Annotated in this window: 17 protein-coding genes; 7 read left to right on the top strand and 10 right to left on the bottom strand. The window is 63.4% G+C overall.

Going from position 1 to position 16,725, the window contains the following annotated elements; translation table 11 throughout:
• Positions 1-4 precede the first annotated feature (4 nt).
• The 5 genes from shn_RS29055 to shn_RS29035 form a co-directional block, all read right to left on the bottom strand.
• Positions 5-757, bottom strand: coding sequence for an ABC transporter ATP-binding protein (locus shn_RS29055; RefSeq protein ID WP_064334002.1), 753 nt, complete (start codon positions 755-757; stop codon positions 5-7).
• Positions 754-1,563, bottom strand: coding sequence for an ABC transporter ATP-binding protein (locus tag shn_RS29050; RefSeq protein WP_064334001.1), 810 nt, complete (start codon positions 1,561-1,563; stop codon positions 754-756). Before shn_RS29050 ends, shn_RS29055 begins: the two co-directional genes overlap by 4 nt.
• The gene (locus shn_RS29045) at positions 1,560-2,405 is read right to left on the bottom strand and encodes an ABC transporter permease (protein ID WP_145926092.1); all 846 of its coding nucleotides are present in this window, start codon (positions 2,403-2,405) and stop codon (positions 1,560-1,562) included. Before shn_RS29045 ends, shn_RS29050 begins: the two co-directional genes overlap by 4 nt.
• A gap of 14 nt (positions 2,406-2,419) precedes the next feature.
• Positions 2,420-3,385, bottom strand: coding sequence for an ABC transporter permease (locus shn_RS29040; protein WP_084438639.1), 966 nt, complete (start codon positions 3,383-3,385; stop codon positions 2,420-2,422).
• A 79-nt stretch (positions 3,386-3,464) separates the two neighbouring features.
• Entirely contained in the window at positions 3,465-4,988 is a 1,524-nt protein-coding gene (locus tag shn_RS29035; protein ID WP_064333998.1) for an ABC transporter substrate-binding protein, read from the bottom strand.
• 209 nt (positions 4,989-5,197) lie between these two features.
• Between shn_RS29035 and shn_RS29030 the strand changes: the two genes are divergently transcribed.
• Positions 5,198-6,436 carry a Xaa-Pro peptidase family protein gene (locus shn_RS29030; RefSeq protein ID WP_064333997.1) on the top strand — a complete coding sequence of 413 codons (1,239 nt, stop codon included), beginning with the start codon at positions 5,198-5,200 and terminating at the stop codon, positions 6,434-6,436.
• Positions 6,437-6,539: 103 nt separating this feature from the next.
• Here the strand turns inward: shn_RS29030 and shn_RS29025 are convergent, their stop codons facing one another.
• Complete coding sequence (locus tag shn_RS29025; RefSeq protein WP_245337497.1) at positions 6,540-7,547, bottom strand: LacI family DNA-binding transcriptional regulator; 1,008 nt, start codon at positions 7,545-7,547, stop codon at positions 6,540-6,542.
• A gap of 135 nt (positions 7,548-7,682) precedes the next feature.
• On the opposite strand from shn_RS29025, the gene shn_RS29020 reads away from it, so the two are divergent.
• The 3 genes from shn_RS29020 (at position 7,683) to shn_RS29010 (ending at position 9,510) form a co-directional block, all read left to right on the top strand.
• Complete coding sequence (locus shn_RS29020; protein WP_064333995.1) at positions 7,683-8,519, top strand: phytanoyl-CoA dioxygenase family protein; 837 nt, start codon at positions 7,683-7,685, stop codon at positions 8,517-8,519.
• Positions 8,520-8,667: 148 nt separating this feature from the next.
• Positions 8,668-9,105 (top strand): VOC family protein, encoded by a 438-nt coding sequence (locus shn_RS29015; RefSeq protein ID WP_064333994.1) that lies wholly within the window; start codon positions 8,668-8,670, stop codon positions 9,103-9,105.
• 180 nt (positions 9,106-9,285) lie between these two features.
• The gene (locus tag shn_RS29010; RefSeq protein WP_064333993.1) at positions 9,286-9,510 is read left to right on the top strand and encodes a hypothetical protein; all 225 of its coding nucleotides are present in this window, start codon (positions 9,286-9,288) and stop codon (positions 9,508-9,510) included.
• 40 nt (positions 9,511-9,550) lie between these two features.
• Here shn_RS29010 and shn_RS29005 read toward each other — a convergent pair whose 3' ends face one another.
• The 4 genes from shn_RS29005 to shn_RS28990 form a co-directional block, all read right to left on the bottom strand.
• Positions 9,551-9,766, bottom strand: coding sequence for a hypothetical protein (locus shn_RS29005; RefSeq protein ID WP_064333992.1), 216 nt, complete (start codon positions 9,764-9,766; stop codon positions 9,551-9,553).
• 53 nt (positions 9,767-9,819) lie between these two features.
• A complete protein-coding gene (gene groL / locus shn_RS29000; protein WP_064333991.1) occupies positions 9,820-11,448 on the bottom strand; it encodes a chaperonin GroEL in 1,629 nt (542 codons plus the stop codon).
• Positions 11,449-11,506: 58 nt separating this feature from the next.
• Entirely contained in the window at positions 11,507-11,821 is a 315-nt protein-coding gene (locus shn_RS28995; protein ID WP_064333990.1) for a co-chaperone GroES, read from the bottom strand.
• Between the two features lie 246 nt (positions 11,822-12,067).
• Positions 12,068-12,949, bottom strand: coding sequence for a LysR family transcriptional regulator (locus tag shn_RS28990; protein ID WP_064333989.1), 882 nt, complete (start codon positions 12,947-12,949; stop codon positions 12,068-12,070).
• A 122-nt stretch (positions 12,950-13,071) separates the two neighbouring features.
• Here shn_RS28990 and shn_RS28985 point away from each other — a divergent pair, with 122 nt between their 5' ends.
• The 3 genes from shn_RS28985 (at position 13,072) to shn_RS28975 (ending at position 16,618) form a co-directional block, all read left to right on the top strand.
• Positions 13,072-13,725, top strand: coding sequence for a hypothetical protein (locus shn_RS28985; protein ID WP_064333988.1), 654 nt, complete (start codon positions 13,072-13,074; stop codon positions 13,723-13,725).
• Between the two features lie 167 nt (positions 13,726-13,892).
• A complete protein-coding gene (locus shn_RS28980) occupies positions 13,893-14,507 on the top strand; it encodes a glutathione S-transferase family protein (RefSeq protein WP_064333987.1) in 615 nt (204 codons plus the stop codon).
• A gap of 53 nt (positions 14,508-14,560) precedes the next feature.
• On the top strand, positions 14,561-16,618 hold the full coding sequence (locus tag shn_RS28975) for a pyridoxamine 5'-phosphate oxidase family protein (RefSeq protein WP_064333986.1): 2,058 nt from the start codon (positions 14,561-14,563) through the stop codon (positions 16,616-16,618).
• Positions 16,619-16,725: the final 107 nt, after the last annotated feature.

Genomic DNA, 16,725 nt, shown 5'->3' with positions numbered 1-16,725 from the left:
CAGGTCAGGCACGGGCTGGCATTCTTGGCGTGCTGGCAAGCAGTTTTTGGGTATAGGGATGCATCGGACGGGCGAGGATTTCCCTGGTTTGGCCCTGTTCGACGATCCGGCCCTTTTCCAGCACGACCATTCTTTCGCAAAGCAGAGCCACGAGGGCGATGTCATGCGAAACGACGACAAACGTCATCCGTGCCGAAAGCTTGCGCAAAAGATCGATGATCCGGGTGCGGGTCGTCAGATCCAGCGCGCTCACCACCTCATCGGCGATGATCAGGTCGGGGCTGGCGACGAGGGCCCGGGCGATGGCGATGCGCTGGCGCTGGCCGCCGGAGAATTCGTGCGGATAGCGCCGTGCCGCATCGGCCGGCAGGTCGACATCCCGCAGCGCTTGCGCCACCGCCGCCTCGACGTCGGTTTCGATCTTCAGTGAGCGCAGTGGCTCGGCGATGATATCGAAGACCCGCTGGCGCGGATCGAGCGAGGAATAGGGATCCTGAAACACCGCCTGCACGCTGCGGCGGAAGCCACGCATGAAGGTGCGGTCGGACGTGTCCAGGGGATTGCCCCGAAAGGAGATCGCGCCGGTCGAGACACGCTCCAGCCCGAGCAGCAGCTTCAGCAAGGTCGTCTTGCCTGAGCCGGATTCCCCGACGATGCCGAGATTCGCGCCGGCCGCCACGGCAAGATCGATGCCGTGCAGGACGGTCTTCGACCCCGCATAGCCGAAGGATACGCCAGAAAGATCGAGCAGCGTCACAGGGCGGCCTCCAGGGCTTCGTCGAAGGCGCGGGCGGCCGCGACCAGCCCTTGCGTATAGGGATGGGCGGGACGGTTGAACAGCGTGCCGACCGGGCCATGCTCGATCAGTTCGCCTTCGCGCATCACCAGCGCCCGCTCGGCGATCGTGGCGACGATCGGCAGGTCGTGGCTGATGAAAAGAAGGCCCATGCCCTCATCCTGCACCAGCGTTTCCAGCAGCTTGAGGATTTCGGCCTGCGTCGTGACGTCGAGCGCCGTCGTCGGTTCGTCGGCGATCAGCAGCTTCGGGCGGCAGGCAAGCGCCATGGCAATGGCCGCGCGCTGGCGCTGCCCGCCGGAGATTTCGTGCGGGCAGGCGCGGGCGATGCGCTCCGGTTCCGGCAGGGCGACACGCTGAAGCAACTCCGCCACCCGTGCCCTTACATCGGCCTTGGCGAGCCTGATCCCGTCGCGCTGGGACCTTCGGCGCACCACCTCGGCCACCTGATCGCCGATGCGCATCAGCGGGTCGAGCGCCGTCATCGGTTCCTGGAACACGGCGGCGATGCTGCGGCCGCGCAGAGGCACGAGGTCGCGATCGAGTGCGCCGACCACCTGGTGGCCGTCCAGCGCAATGGAACCGGAGGCGCGCATGGTTTCCGGCAGGAGGCCCAAGACGGCGAGCGCCGTCAGCGACTTGCCGGAACCGGATTCCCCGATGAGACCGAGCCTTTCGCCAGGAGCGAGCCAGAAGGAAACACCGGAGACCAGCACGCGGCCAGCCGTGCGGACTTCGAGATTCTCAACGGACAGCAACGGGCTCACCGGCTCCTCCTGCGGGTGGGATCGGCGACATCGCGCAGGCCATCGGCAAAGAGATTGAGGCCGATGACGAGGGAGACCAGCGCAAGGCCGGGGGCGATGGCGCCGAAGGGGGCGGTGTAGACGGAGGCCTGCGCCTCCTGCAGGAGCCGTCCCCAGGAAGCGTTCGGCGGCGGCGCGCCGAGGCCGAGATAGGAAAGCGATGCCTCGGCAATCACCGCCAGACCGAATTGCAGGGCGAAATTGACGATGAGCGTCGGCCAGATATTCGGCAGGACATGGATGCGAACGATGCCCGCCCAGCCTGTTCCGGCAACCCGCGCGGCGGTGATGTAATCCATCGCGAGAACCCGTTTCGCCAGGATCCGGGTCAGCCGCGCGACGATGGCCGAGCCGGCGATGCCGATGGCAAGGATCGCCGTCCAGAGGCTCGCACCATCGCTGGAGGCAACGATCAGCATGGCGAGAAGCAGCGTCGGGAAGGCGATGAGGATATCGAGCCCGGCGGCCAGGATATCGTCGAGCGTGCGGGTGGCGAAGGCGGCGAGAACGCCGATCGTGACGCCGATCAGCGCGCTCAGCGCCACCGCGCCGCAGCCGACGAGAAGGGCGATGCGCGAACCGATCATGATCTGGGTCATGAGATCGCGGCCCAGCCGGTCTGTCCCGGCCCAATGGGCAAGCGAGGGACCTTCCAGGCGTCCGCCCACCATGTCCCCGACCCCGTAGGGCGTCCAGGCGAGGGAAAGCAGCCCGACGACGACATGCAGGCCGACCAGAAGCCCGCCGACGGCCAGCGGCCAGGGGATCGAGGCCCTTTGTGCGGCACCCTCACCCGCCGCCATGGTCTCGTGCCCGCTCATGCGCCACCTCCCGCGGCCCGGCCGCGCAGCCGCGGATCGACCAGCCTTTGCAGGAGATCGGCGGCAAAGCCGACCAGCAGCACCAGCAGCGTGGAAACGAAGAGGACGCCCTGCACGTTGGGATAGTCGCGCTGCTCTATGCCGAGCAGCAGCATGGAGCCGAGACCCGGCAGGGCGAAGACCCGTTCCACCACCACCGCGCCGAGCAGCGTCGAGGCAAGCTCGATGCCGAGGATGGAAATGACCGGCACCGCACCATTGCGGATGCCATGGCGCAGGAGCGCCTCGGAAAAGCTGGCGCCGAGCGCGCGGGCCGTGCGCAGGTAGTCGCTGCCAAGCACATCCTGCGTGGCCGAGCGCACATAGCGGATCAGCGAGGCCGACATGACGATGGCGATGGTCGCGACGGGCAGGACGAGGTTCTGCAATGCGGCGCCGGGCGCCTGCCAGCCGCGCGAGGGAAAGCCGCCGGAGGGGAAGAGCCTGAGATTCACCGCAAAGACCGTGACGAGGAGGATGCCGATCCAGAATACCGGCACGGCGATGCCGAGCTGGGAGACGACGGAGATGAGCCCGCCATACCAGCGGTTCTGCCGCACGACCGAGAGGATGCCGAGCGGCACCGCGAGGGCGATGGCGACGACGAAGGCCATCAGCGTCAGCGGCACGGTGACGATGAGACGCTTGCCGATCTCCTCGAGCACCGGTGCGCCGCTGACGAAGGAATTGCCGAGATCGAAGCGGGCGAGGCTGGCGGTAAACCGCACGAACTGTTCGTGGAGCGGCAGGTCGGAGCCGACCTGCTTGCGCGCGGCCTCGATCTGCGCGGCATCCGCGCCGACGGAGACGAGCGCGTTGGCGGGATCGCCCGGCAGGAGACGCAGCAATACGAACAGGATAACGGCGGCAATGACGACCGACAGCGCCAGAATGGCGGTGCGGCGGAGTATGTAGGAAAGTATGGTATCTACCTCTCATGGAGACGCCGCCCGAACATAGTTCAGGCGGCGTTTCGAGTCGAGCATCCCGGATCGGGACGTGTTACTCGGCCTTGGTGATGCCGTAGGCGAAGAACTGCGAGTTGAGGCCGTTGACCGGATAACCGCTGACGGTGTTCTTCGACACCACGATCTGCGGATAGAGGTAGAACCAGTTGCTGGCCGCATCCTCGGCGATGATCGTGTTGGCTTCCTTCAGTTTCTCGGTCTGCTCGGCTTCGGTGGCGCTGGCCTCCGCCTGCGTGATCAGGTCGACGACCTTGGGATTGTTGTAACCCCAGTAGAAATCCGGGTTGCCGTAGAAGACGATGTCGCGGTGGTTGACGTGCTCCTGCAGCGTCGCCTGGAAGTCATGTGCCTTGTAGATCTTCGTATACCACTCGTTGGCGGTGATGACGTTGATCTCGACCTTGACACCGATCTTGGCCAGTTCGCTCTGGATGAACTGCGCGGCGATCGGGTGCGGATCGTAGTTCGGCGTATCGATGGTGAAGGTGAAGCCGTCGGGATAGCCGGCTTCCGTCAACAGCGCCTTGGCGCTTTCCGGATCATAGGCGTCAGTCCCGGTCAGGTCGGCGTACCAGGCATCGGTCGGCGGCACGAAGGAGCCGATCAGGGTGCCGTAATCGCCCCAGACAGCCTTCAGAAGCTTCTCGTCGTCGATGGCACGGGCAAGCGCCTTGCGGACCTTGACATTGTCGAACGGCGCAACGCGATCGTTATAGGCGAGCAGGAGCTTGGTGGTCGACTTGCCCTCGCTGACGGTGAATTCCGGGTTGTCCTTGAACTGCGCCAGCGAATCCGGGCTCTGAACCGAGGTAATGATATCGACGGAACCCGTCAGCAGCGCGTTGTTGAGCGCCGTCGCCTCGGTGAAATACTGGAAGACGACCTCACCATTCTTCGGCTTCTCACCCCAGTACTTATCGAAACGGGCGATCGCCAGCGATGAGCCGCGGCGCCATTCCTGAAGCGCATAGGGGCCGGTCCCGTCTTCCTTCGACTGGAAATCCGCCGCCTCGTCATTGGCGATCCAGACATAGCTCAGGTTATAGGGCAGCGAGATCGAGCGCGAGGCGAGTTTTACAACGACGGTCGCATCGTCGGGTGTCTCGATACCGGCGATGGATTTCAGGCTGTTCTTGCGCGAGCTCTTGGAGGCCTCGGCCGTCACGCGCTCGATAGAGAATTTGACATCCCTGGAGGTGAGCGGCGCGCCGGAATGGAAGGTCACGCCCGGCTGCAGCGTGAACGTGTAGGTGAGGCCATCGTCGCTGACCTTGGTCTCCTTGGCAAGCACAGGCTCGACCGTGCCCGCGTCCGTCAGGCGGAACAGCGCCTCGTAGACATTGCCGTTGAAGGCTTCATTGATACCCTGGCCGGCACCGGCCGTGTTGTCGAGGTTCTGCGGTTCATAGAGCGAGCCGATATTGATCGTGGCGTCCGGATCGCCTTCCGCGGCAAGGGCCTGGCCGGAGAGGCCGAATGCAAACGCCGCCGCGAGCGCCGCCGTCGCGGCCCTGTTGCTGCGGCTCCGGGCTCCGCCGTGGATGTTGAAACCGTTCATCTCATTCTCCTGTTTCCGTGCAGCCACGATCGAAGGCCGCCATGGGGAAGGATTGTATTGATCCTGGCGGAACAAAGGTATGCGTTTCCACTCCAATTTGCGGAAATTAAAGGGAATTGTCTTTCAAGGACACTCAAATCCATGGATAGTTTTCGCGCCTGCGCAGCAGGTCGGCACGATGCCAGCACGAGCACAGACACGAGGAACGAATGGGCGACTTGAACCGCACGAGGGCGCAGGCGCTGCTTGCAGCAGACGGACTGGACGGGATGGTGCTCTTCCGGCCGGAGGCCTTCCGCTACGCGACCGGCCTGGCCGCAGGCGTCGCCACAATGTGGGGCCGCGCGGGCTCGGCAATCGCCCTCGTGCCCGCGGATGCGGCCGCGCCGCTTGCCGCCGTCATGAGCGATCACGCATCCGCCGGCGCACGACAGATGCGCGACGAGATCGACCTTCGCACCCATCGCATCTGGATCGACAGCGTAACGGCGATGGGCACCGGGACGATTGCGGAGATCGACGCGGCCTACCGCGCCACCGGCAATACCGGGCCTCGCCCGGAAACCTTCGATCAGCAGGCCTGCTTCCGCCTTCTGGCCGACATCCTGTCCGAACGCGGGCTGTCCAACGCCGTGCTGGGGGTCGATCTCGACTTTATGCCGGCCGCAGACTTCGCCCGGCTGCAGGCGGAGATCCCTGACGTCGACTGGCGGGACGCGTCCGACATCGTCCGGCGCCTCCGCCTCATCAAGAACGCACGGGAAATCGAGCGGCTGCGGCAGGCGAGCCACTGCGCAGAGGCCGGACTTGAAGCGCTTGCGCGCGCCGCACGACCTGGTGCCGGAATAGCGGAGCTTTCCGCGGCGTGGCTTGCCGGTGCGATCCAGGCAGCCGCGCGGAGCGGCCAAGCGCTTTCCGGCCACTGGGATTACATCTCCATCGGCCCGGACCTGAAGAACAGTGCAGCCACCCTCGGCGAGGGCGACCTCATCAAGGCTGATGTCGGCACATTGATCGACGGATACTCGTCGGATGGCGCCCGAACCTTCGTCTGGGGCAAGCCGTCGTCGCTTGCCGAGGACATCTACAAGGGGCTGCTGGATGCATTTCTGAGAGGTGTCGAGGCGCTTCGGCCCGGCCTAACGTTCGGCCAGGTGCATGAAACAATGCTCGGCACCATGCGCCGGCATGGCTTTCAAGAATATTATCGCGGCCATTTCGGCCATTCCGTCGGCGCTGCCGCCGGCATCGAGGAATGGCCCTTCCTGTCGCATGGCAATGATATTGTGATCGAACCCGGCATGGTGCTGGCCTTGGAGGCTCCATTCTACGCCGACGGGATCGGAGCCCTCATGATCGAGGAGCAGTTTCTCATCACGCCGGAGGGCGCACAGTCCATGAACCGGTTACCCCGCGAACTCATCTCCCTTGGTGGGCACCCCTCCTGACAGTCGGCAGCAAAGGAGCCGGGATGGAAAACCCGCTGAGAGCGATTGTTCCCTTCATCGCACAGCCCCGGCAAGCGTGCTTTTCGGGATTGCCCCGCGGCGATCATGCGGATTTGCGGCCGATCGAACCTCTGGCCACGAGCGTGCATCCGACCTTGTGAACGCCGTGACGCCCTGGCCGAGGCTTTCTTGCGAGCTGTTCAATCGCCCAGGCACCCATCGGCCGGTGCGGAAGCTCCAGGGTCGTCAACTGTGGCCGCAGATGGCGCGACAACTCGTCGTCATCGTAGCCAACGACGGATATGTCGCCGGGCACGCGCAGGCCGGCCTCGCCGATCGCATTGAAGCATCCCATCGCCATCTTGTCGTTCTGGCAGAAGATCGCCGTCGGCGGCTCCCCAAGCGACAAGAGCTTCCGGGTCGCTTCAAAGCCGGACGTCGGCGTCCAGTTTCCTTCGACCACCAGACGGTCGTCATAGGCGAGCCCGGCCTCCGCCAACGCCTCGCGGTAGCCGGCGAGCCGGTCCTGTGCGGCCTCCATGAAGCTCTCGCCGACGATCGTGCCGATGCGGGTGTGACCCTTCCTGATGAGCGAAGCCGTTGCCATGCGTCCCCCGGTCACTTCGTCGGGAACGACCGCGGGAAAACGGTTGTCGCTGGTATAGCAGTTGAGAAGGACCAGCGGCACGGGAAGATCCTCGAAGACCGGATCGAGCGAGACGCGACGGGTGAAGATCGACATGTAGACGATGCCCTGCGCGCCGGCCTGCAGAAGACGCGCAACCGCCTTGCGCTCATGCTCGGCACGCCCCTGCGTCTGCACCACGAGGATGGTCACATCGTTTTCCCAGGAGGCATGCCGGGCGCCTTCGATGGCGTTGACCGCTTCCGGGGTGGTTGCAAGCTGGTCGACGATGAAGCCGACGCAGCTTCCCCGCAGATCCTGAAGACCCGCGCGCCGGATAGGGCTTGCGAGCCCATAGCCGAGCGTGCGCGCCGCCTCCAGCACCCGCGCGCGAAGGTCAGGTGAAATCTTGATGTCCGTGACATTGTTGAGGACGACGGAGACCGTCGCCTGCGAGCAGCCTGCGGCCCTGGCGACATCCATCATTGTCACACGCTTCGTCGTTCGCCGGCCGCCCATGCTTCCCCCGTTTTGTCCTCTCTACATCAACTAATAAAATTCGACCATTGACTAATAATTATTAGTAGCTGTAGCCTTGACACAGATCGGGAGGAGAACCGAATGAATACGAAACCAGCATTCGATTACGACATCGCCGCGCAGATGGCGCAGCTTGCAGCGGAGGGCATCATCGGACTGAAGGGCGCCTTCAGCCCGGAATGGGCCGACGAGATGCGCGAGGACATGATGACGGCTTTCTGGTCGGCGATCCAAAGGCCAGGCGGCGCGGTCGGCCGCGGCCCGCGCCGCTGGTATGTCGAGATCCATCCACAGGCCTTCCGCGGCTTCGTCGATCTCGTCACCCATCCCTGGGTCGTGGATGTCTGCACCAACATGCTCGGGCCGGACTACCAGATCGTGGAGATCGGTCTCGACGTGCCGTTCCAAGGCGCGAAATACCAGCCGTGGCACCGCGATTTCCCCTCGCCAGTCGATACCTATCGCGACCGCAAGATCACCTCGCTTGCCTTTAACCTCACGGGCGTGGACGTCACCGAGGATATGGGACCGTTCGAGGTGGCGCCCGGAACGCAATATGACGATGGCCGTGACTGGAAACACGAGATGTTTCCCGACAAGGCGCTCTGGGGCCGCTTCCAGGAGCGCGCCACGCGAAAGTATCCGCAGCGTGGCGACATTTCCTGCCGCTCGGCGCTGACGGTCCATCGCGGCACGGAACATCAGTCGCCTGTCGCGCGGCCTGTCATGGTGCTGGGCGTCGATCGGCCGGGCGCGGGACATGCCGAGCTGCACGACATGATGGTGACACGCGATTGGTATGATGCCCTGCCTGACATCGCCAGGCAGCACCTTGTCTGCCGGGTTGTCGATGAACTGGTGCCGATCACCCAGAAGCACGATATCGAAGGGCTCGTCATGGGAGCCGATCCGAACTGATCATTGCCTTGCCGACGGCAGGCCGAAAGTCCGGGAGGCACGGCGCGAGTAGAGCCATCCGGCCGGCGCGTCCTCGCGTCCGTGAAGCGTCCATTGTGAGACCAGGCGACACCTTGTAGGCTGGAACGACACCTGGGAGATCGTAACCATGGCGCTCAAGCGGATGGACAATGTCGGAATCGTCGTCGAAGACCTCGACGGGGCGATTGATTTCTTTTGCGAACTCGGCCTCGAACTCGAAGGGCGGGCCATGGTCGAAGGAGAATGGGCCGGCCGCGTCACGGGCCTCGGCGATCAGCATGTCGAGATCGCCATGATGCGCACACCAGATGGACACAGCCGGCTCGAACTCTCCCGCTTCCTGAGACCTGCCGTCATCGCAGACCACCGGAACGCCCCGGTGAACGCACTCGGCTACCTCCGCGTTATGTTCACCGTTGACGATATCGGCGGGACGCTCGAAAGACTGCGCACGCACGGCGCTGAACGCGTCGGCGACGTCGTCGACTACAAGGATGTGTATCGGCTCTGCTACATCCGTGGGCCCGAAGGGCTTCTCATCGGGCTAGCGCAAGAACTCGGCTGAGCACGGCGATAGCGCGCTCCGGCAATGGTATGGATCAGGTCAAAACGGAACATCTAGAGCAGCAGGTTCTGATCTTCGGAAACGAAATGCGCCTCCTGGACGTTCGTCGACCCCAGATGGATTTCCGCTACACGCTCTCCATATAAACTGGACCGCAGTCCGCGAGAGAGAGGAACAGTCATGACCATGACTTTTCAAGATGTCATTGCCGTGCTCGGCCCTGTCGATGAGACGCTCGTAGCCGAGGTGATCGCGACAGGTGCAACGCAGGCCGAGCTCGCCGAGGCCTGGGCCTGGTGCAACAATGACGAAGCCTTGATGGGGGAAGGACGACACCTGGCGACAGGCAGGGTGGCGGTTCTCGTCGATCTCCTGGCGGCCGACGAGGAAGAACAGGACGAATAGGCGTCATTCCGATCGGCTTCGGCCGGAAGGACGCTGCATGTCAGACTTCCGACCGGTCCCCTTCACCGGATCGCATCGCAGCCGCCAGAAGTTCGTCCCCGTCACGCAAGCCGCCGTTATAAAGTCTGGCGACCGTAACGATCAACTGCCCGACAGCGGCTGGGTCTTCCGCGATGCCGTGCCTGCGCGAGACCTCCCTTACGACGCCCGCGCACAGGCGTGCGGCTTCTCTGGGCAGCAGGTTTGCCGAACTCATTCCTCCCTCCGAAACCGGCCCGCCCCCGCGGAGGCGGGCCGAATGCTCGTAGCTTAGAAGTCCATGCCGGCGCCAGCGGGCAGCGCCGGAGCGGCTTCCTTCTTCGGCTTCTCGGCGATCATCGCTTCGGTCGTCACCAGCAGGCCGGCGACGGAGGCGGCATCCTGAAGCGCGGTACGCACGACCTTGGCCGGATCGATGACGCCCTGGGCGTAGAGATCACCATACTCGCCGGTCTGCGCGTTCCAGCCATAGGAGAAGTCTGCCTTCTCACGCAGCTTGCCGACGATCACCGAGCCTTCGGCACCGGCATTCTCGGCGATCTGGCGGACCGGCGCCTCGATCGCCCGGCGGACGATCTCGACGCCGACGCGCTGGTCCGGATTGGCCGCCTGGATGTTGTCGAGCGCCTTCACGGCTCGCAGCAACGCAACGCCGCCGCCCGGCAGGATGCCTTCCTCGACAGCCGCCCGGGTGGCATGGAGCGCATCGTCGACGCGGTCCTTCTTCTCCTTCACCTCGACTTCGGTCGAGCCGCCGACGCGGATGACGGCAACGCCGCCGGCGAGCTTGGCAAGCCGTTCCTGCAGCTTCTCGCGGTCGTAGTCGGAGGTGGTTTCCTCGATCTGCGCGCGGATCTGCGTAACGCGGCCGTCAATCTCGGTCTTGGAACCGACACCATCGATGATCGTGGTGTTTTCCTTCTCGATCGCCACTTTCTTGGCACGGCCGAGCATGTTGAGCGTGACGTTCTCGAGCTTGATGCCGAGGTCTTCGGAGATGACCGTGCCGCCCGTCAGGATGGCGATGTCTTCGAGCATGGCCTTGCGGCGATCGCCGAAGCCGGGAGCCTTGACGGCAGCGATCTTCAGGCCGCCGCGCAGCTTGTTGACGACGAGCGTCGCAAGCGCTTCGCCTTCGACGTCTTCGGCGATGATGAGAAGCGGCTTGCCGGACTGGACGACGGCTTCGAGGACCGGAAGCATCGCCTGCAGGTTCGAGAGCTTCTTCTCGTGAATGAGAATATAGGGATCTTCCAGTTCGACCCGCATCTTGTCCTGGTTGGTGACGAAATAGGGGCTGAGGTAACCGCGGTCGAACTGCATGCCTTCGACGACTTCGAGTTCGGTCTCGGCGGTCTTGGCCTCCTCGACCGTGATGACGCCCTCGTTGCCGACCTTCTCCATCGCTTCGGCAAGATAGCGGCCGATCTCGGCATCGCCATTGGCCGAGATGGTGCCGACCTGGGCGATCTCGGCGTTCTTGGAAATCTTGCGGGCGTTGGCCTTCAGTTCCTTGACGACGGCGTCGACGGCGAGGTCGATCCCGCGCTTCAGGTCCATCGGGTTCATGCCGGAAGCAACGGCCTTGGCGCCTTCCTTGACGATGGCTTGGGCAAGCACGGTCGCGGTCGTGGTGCCGTCGCCGGCGAGATCGTTGGTCTTCGATGCCACTTCGCGAAGCATCTGCGCGCCCATGTTCTCGAACTTGTCTTCCAGTTCGACTTCCTTGGCGACGGAAACACCGTCCTTGGTGATGCGCGGAGCGCCGAAGGACTTGTCGATGACGACGTTGCGGCCCTTGGGGCCGAGCGTGACCTTCACCGCGTTGGCAAGCACATCGACCCCACGCAGCATGCGTTCACGGGCATCGGTGTGAAACCTGACTTCTTTCGCAGCCATTTCTTCAACTCCTCAATAGGCAGCTATCTGACTGATGGTTTGGATTTCCTAGGTCGTCTCAGGCAGCGTGTTTTTGTTCGGCCTGCGCCTCGATGACGCCCATCACATCGCTTTCCTTCATGATCAGCAGGTCCTCGCCGTTGATCTTGATCTCCGTGCCGGACCACCTGCCGAACAGGATGCGATCGCCGGGCTTGACGTCGAGCGCCTGGATCTGGCCGGCATCGTTGCGCGCGCCCGGACCGACGGCGATGACCTCGCCTTCCTGCGGCTTTTCCTTGGCGGTATCGGGAATGATGATGCCCCCCTTGGTCTTCTCTTCGGATTCGACCCGGCGAACGAGGATGCGATCATGAAGCGGTCGGAACGACATGTTTTCCTCCAATGGACAAACAATGATGACGTTGTTCCCCCTGGCCGGACCGGATGACCAGTCCGGGCGGGTGCAAAACCTCGGTCGAGCGTTTTGCGCGAATGATCTGGTTTGGCTGTTTTTCGATTTCAAGAGGAGCAGAAGAAAAAATCAGCACTCGCTCTACGGATCTGCTAAAGCTCTGGAAAAAATAACAAATTTAGTTCGCGCGTTCGGGAATTCGTTGATGGTGGCAAATTTTTTGCGTCACAACACTTTCCGCAGTTCCTTCGTCAGAAAATCCACCAGCCGTCTCAATCGCTGCACCGTCCGCCTGGTCTCGGGATAGACAAGCGAGACAGGCAATGGCTCGGGCTCGAAATCGACCAGCACCCGCACCAGCTTGCCTTCGGCCACATCCTCGGCTGCCTGGTACGACAGTGCCGATGTGATGCCGAGGTCCACGCGCGCCGCTTCCAGTGCCGAGGTCGCATCGTTGACGATGAGACGCATGTCCAGAACCCGCGGTGACGAACCGTGCAAAGACAATGGACCGGGAGAGCGAAGGCTTGAATGCTGGATCCAGTGATGACGCGAGAGATCGTTCGGTTCCTGCGGCACCCCGTGCCGGGACAGGTATGACGGGCTCGCAAGAGCCCACCAATGGACATAACCGATGCGCTTGGCGATCAGCGAAGGCGCATCGACCGGGCCGATGCGGACGCCGAGATCGAAATCCTCCGCCTGGAGATCGATAATGCCGTCGGATAATTCCAGCCCGACGTCGATCAGCGGATGCTCCTTCAGGAAGTGGCAGACCGCCGGCAGCACATGCATCCGGCCGAATGTCAGCGGCGCCGTCATGCGGATCTGGCCTTGCGGCTCGTTCCACCGACCGCCGACGACCTGCAGGATCTCGTCGTAGTCGGCCAGGAGATGTCGCGCGCGGTGTACCAGCACGCGGCCGGCCTCAGTTGCGCGGCACCGGCGCGCGCTGCGCTCGAACAGGACCACGCCGAGCGATTGCTCAAGCTCTCCAAGGATACGCGAGATCGACGGAAGCGAGAGGTTGAGTTTGCGCCCGGCAGCGACAAGCGACCCCTCTTCCTCCACCGCGACAACGACTTTGAGCTGCCGCAACCTGTCCATGAATCCTTCCAGATTTCAAAACCATTGCTTTTTCCAATACTGAATTGTTCAGCATTACGGAACCATATAAAACGCGTCCATCACAATGGCTGCCGCATGAGCGGCCACAAGGCGGTGGAAAAATGCAGTTTCCTCAATCGATCACGGATGTGGCCACGTTGACCGAATACGGACGACAGCGTCTCTCCGAACATTTCTTCATGCGTGAGATGCTCTATTCGGAGGTCGGCAACCTTCACGGCGTTCCCAACATTCCCGAGAATCCCGAACTTGCATTGCAGGTCGGATGTGAGGTCGCCTCCCGGCTGCTGGAGCCCTTGAAGCGCGCGTTCGGCCATGTGTCGATACGCAGCGCCTATCGTTCCCCGGTGCTCAATGCCTTCTGCAACGAACGTTTTCGAGCCGGGGATACCGCGTGCTGGTGCACCGACAACGACATCAACGCTGCACGCCACATCTGGGACCGGCGCGACAGTGACGGGCATCTGGGAGGAACCGTTACCGTCTTCATCCCGGCCTATCTTGAGCACTACCGGAAAACCGACGACTACCGACCTCTCGCGTGGTGGATCCGCGACCACATAGACGATTACGCAGAGCTGTTCTTCTTCAGGAATCTCTGCGCCTTCAATATCCGCTGGTATCAAGGGCCTTCGGAGAAGGCGATCTGGTATCTCGATCCACCAACGCGCAGCATGCTGACCAAAATGGGCACGGACGGTTTCGACGGCGACCACGGCCAATTCTACCGCAGCATCATCAAGCCGCAGGGATAATAGTGCGCTTGGCGTCGGAGGCGCCTTCTCGACGGCACGGACGAGCGATTGTTACGATGTGCGCAATAATGAAGTGCGGAACACGGGCGTTCTGCCTGGACGTCGTCTGTAGCACCTTGCAAGCGCGGATCGGGAATGGACCCGGCCGATACTCGCAGGAGTGCAAAATGAAGCTTTATCACCATCCGCTGTCGGGCCATTGTCACCGGGCACGCCTCTTCCTCTCGCTGCTCGGCCTGTCTCATGACCTGGTCGAAGTCGATCTCAAGTCGGGCGCACACAAGAAGCCGGACTTCCTTGAAATGAACCCGTTCGGCCAGGTCCCCGTCCTCGATGACGGTGGTGTCTTCATTTCCGATTCCAACGCGATCCTGGTCTACCTCGCGAAGAAGGCCGCCCGCACCGATTGGCTGCCGGAAGATGCGAAGGGTGCCGCCGCCGTCCAGCGCTGGCTGTCGGTTGCCGCCGGCGAAATCGCCTATGGCCCGGCCGCCGCGCGACTGATCACGGTCTTCGGCGCCAAGTTCAATCCGGAAGAAGTCATCAATCGCGCGCACACGGTACTGGGCAGAATGGAAAGCCAGCTCACCGGTCGCGACTGGCTGGTTGGCGACCGCCCGACGATCGCAGACGTCGCCATCTACAGCTATGTGGCACGCGCTCCCGAAGGAAACGTCGATCTTTCGGACTACCCGGCCGTCGGCGCCTTCCTCCGCCGTGTGGAAGCGCTGCCGGGTTTTGTGGATTTCGTCCGCACGCCGGTCGGCCTCGCAGCAGCCTGAATGCGATCGGAGCGCGCCTGCCCGCGCGCTCTGCCACTCCTGGAGGGCGGGACATGCACGACAAGACACTGCCGACATGGCACGAAGGCGAAAGGCTTCTTCAGGAGAAGGTGGGCGTCGTCGAGCGCATGGCCGTCGTCGGCCAGCGCGTCGTCCGCGACTACATGCCCGACCAGCATCGCGACTTCTACGCCCAGCTCCCCTTCATCGTGCTCGGCAGTGTCGATTCCAGGGATGACGTGTGGGCGACCTTCATCGAGGGGCGCCCCGGCTTCATGTCCTCTCCTTCACCGACCGCGCTCGACATTGCGGCGCCAAAGGACGCAACCGACCCGGCCAGCGAGGGCATTGCGGACGGCAAGCCCGTCGGTCTGCTCGGCATCGAGATGCACACCCGTCGCCGCAATCGCATGAACGGATTCGTTTCCGCGATGGAGAACGGCTTTCGCATCAACGTCGACCAGAGCTTCGGAAACTGCCCGCGCTATATCCAGTTGCGTGATTTCGCGTTCACCCGCGAACCCGGGCAGGCATTCTCTGGCACCATGGAGGACCTTCCCGAATTCGACGATCCGGCCCGTGCCATGATAAGAAGTGCCGACGCCTTCTTCGTCGCATCCTATGTCGACCGCGAAGACAGGCGGCAGGTGGATGTCTCCCATCGTGGCGGGAATGCCGGTTTCGTCCGTGTCGGGGATGACGGGACGCTGACGATCCCGGACTTCGACGGCAACCTGTTCTTCGCGACGCTCGGCAACATCCTGCTGAACGGCAAGGCGGGGCTGCTTTTCGTGGACTTCACGACAGGCGACATGCTGCAGATGACCGGTGACGCCGAGGTCATTCTGGACTCCCCCGAGATCGCGGCCTTCCAGGGGGCCGAACGGCTCTGGACGTTCAAGCCCCGGCGGATCGTCCGCCGCGCCAATGCCCTGGCTCTGCGCTGGGGTTTCCAGAAGGACGGTTGGTCCCCGAGCTCCCTGATGACGGGTAACTGGGCACAGGCTGCCGACCGGCTCCGCGCGGCTGAACTTGCCAAGCAGTGGCGCCCGCTGACCGTTACCAGGATCGTCGAGGAAAGCGAAACGATCCGCTCGTTCCACCTGCAGCCAGGCGATGACGCGGGACTTCTGCCGCATGCCGCCGGGCAACACCTGCCGATCCGTGTGACGCCGCCAGGCCGCGAAAAGCCCGTGATCCGGACCTATTCGCTTTCCGTCGCGCCCTCGGACGGCGCCTACCGCATCAGTGTCAAGCGGGACGGACTGGTCTCGCAATTCCTGCACGACAGCGTTGCCGTCGGCGACGTCATCGAGGCGCGCGCACCGGCCGGCGGCTTCACCATCGACGCCGGGGCGACACGCCCGGCCGTGCTCGTTGCCGGCGGCATCGGGATCACGCCGCTGCTCGCGATGCTCCGCCACCTTGTCTACGAAGGGCTTCGCACACAGCGCATTCGTCCCGTCACGCTGTTCCATGCCGCCCGTTCGAAGGCCGAGCGCCCCTTCGAAAAGGAAATAGCCGGACTCGCCGATGCGACGAAAGGCGTGATGCGCGTTGTTCGGGTCCTGAGCGACACCGACGGCGCCGCATTGGGTATCGACTATGATGCCGCCGGCAGGATCGACATGGCGCTGCTGACCCGCCACTTGCCGTTCAACGACTACGACTTCTATCTCTGCGGCCCGCCGCAGTTCACCCAAGCGCTTTACGACGGGCTTCGGGGCTACAATATCGCCGACGACCGCATTCATGCCGAGGCGTTCGGCCCCTCGTCCCTGAAGCGAAACTCTGACGCGGCCGCGACTGCGCCGGTTCCGGCCCGCGCACCGCCGTCCACCCGACCCGTGCCTGTCGTGTTCACGAACTCGCTGAAGGAGGCGCGCTGGACGCCTGGTTCCGGCACGCTGCTGGAACTGGCGGAAGCGCGCGGCCTCGAACCCGAGTTCAGTTGCCGCGCGGGAACCTGCGGCACATGCCGCACCAAGCTGATCAAGGGCAAGGTGACCTATGTGAAGGAGCCGACCGCGACGATCGACGAAGACGAGATCCTGCTCTGCTGCGCCGTCCCTGCAGACGAGGTCCGCGGCGGTATCCAGTTGGCGGTCTGAGGGCGGGCATTACTGCGTCACGCGCAATAGTGCCTTCCTCGTTTTCGACGTTCAGCCTCAGGCGCTGCGGCATCATTCTGCACATACGGGAGCCGCGTCTCTCACAA

The organism is Shinella sp. HZN7, assembly GCF_001652565.1.
Classification (GTDB): domain Bacteria; phylum Pseudomonadota; class Alphaproteobacteria; order Rhizobiales; family Rhizobiaceae; genus Shinella; species Shinella granuli.
Note: the sequence above shows the minus strand (reverse complement) of the source record. Positions and strands in the feature narration are given on the sequence as shown.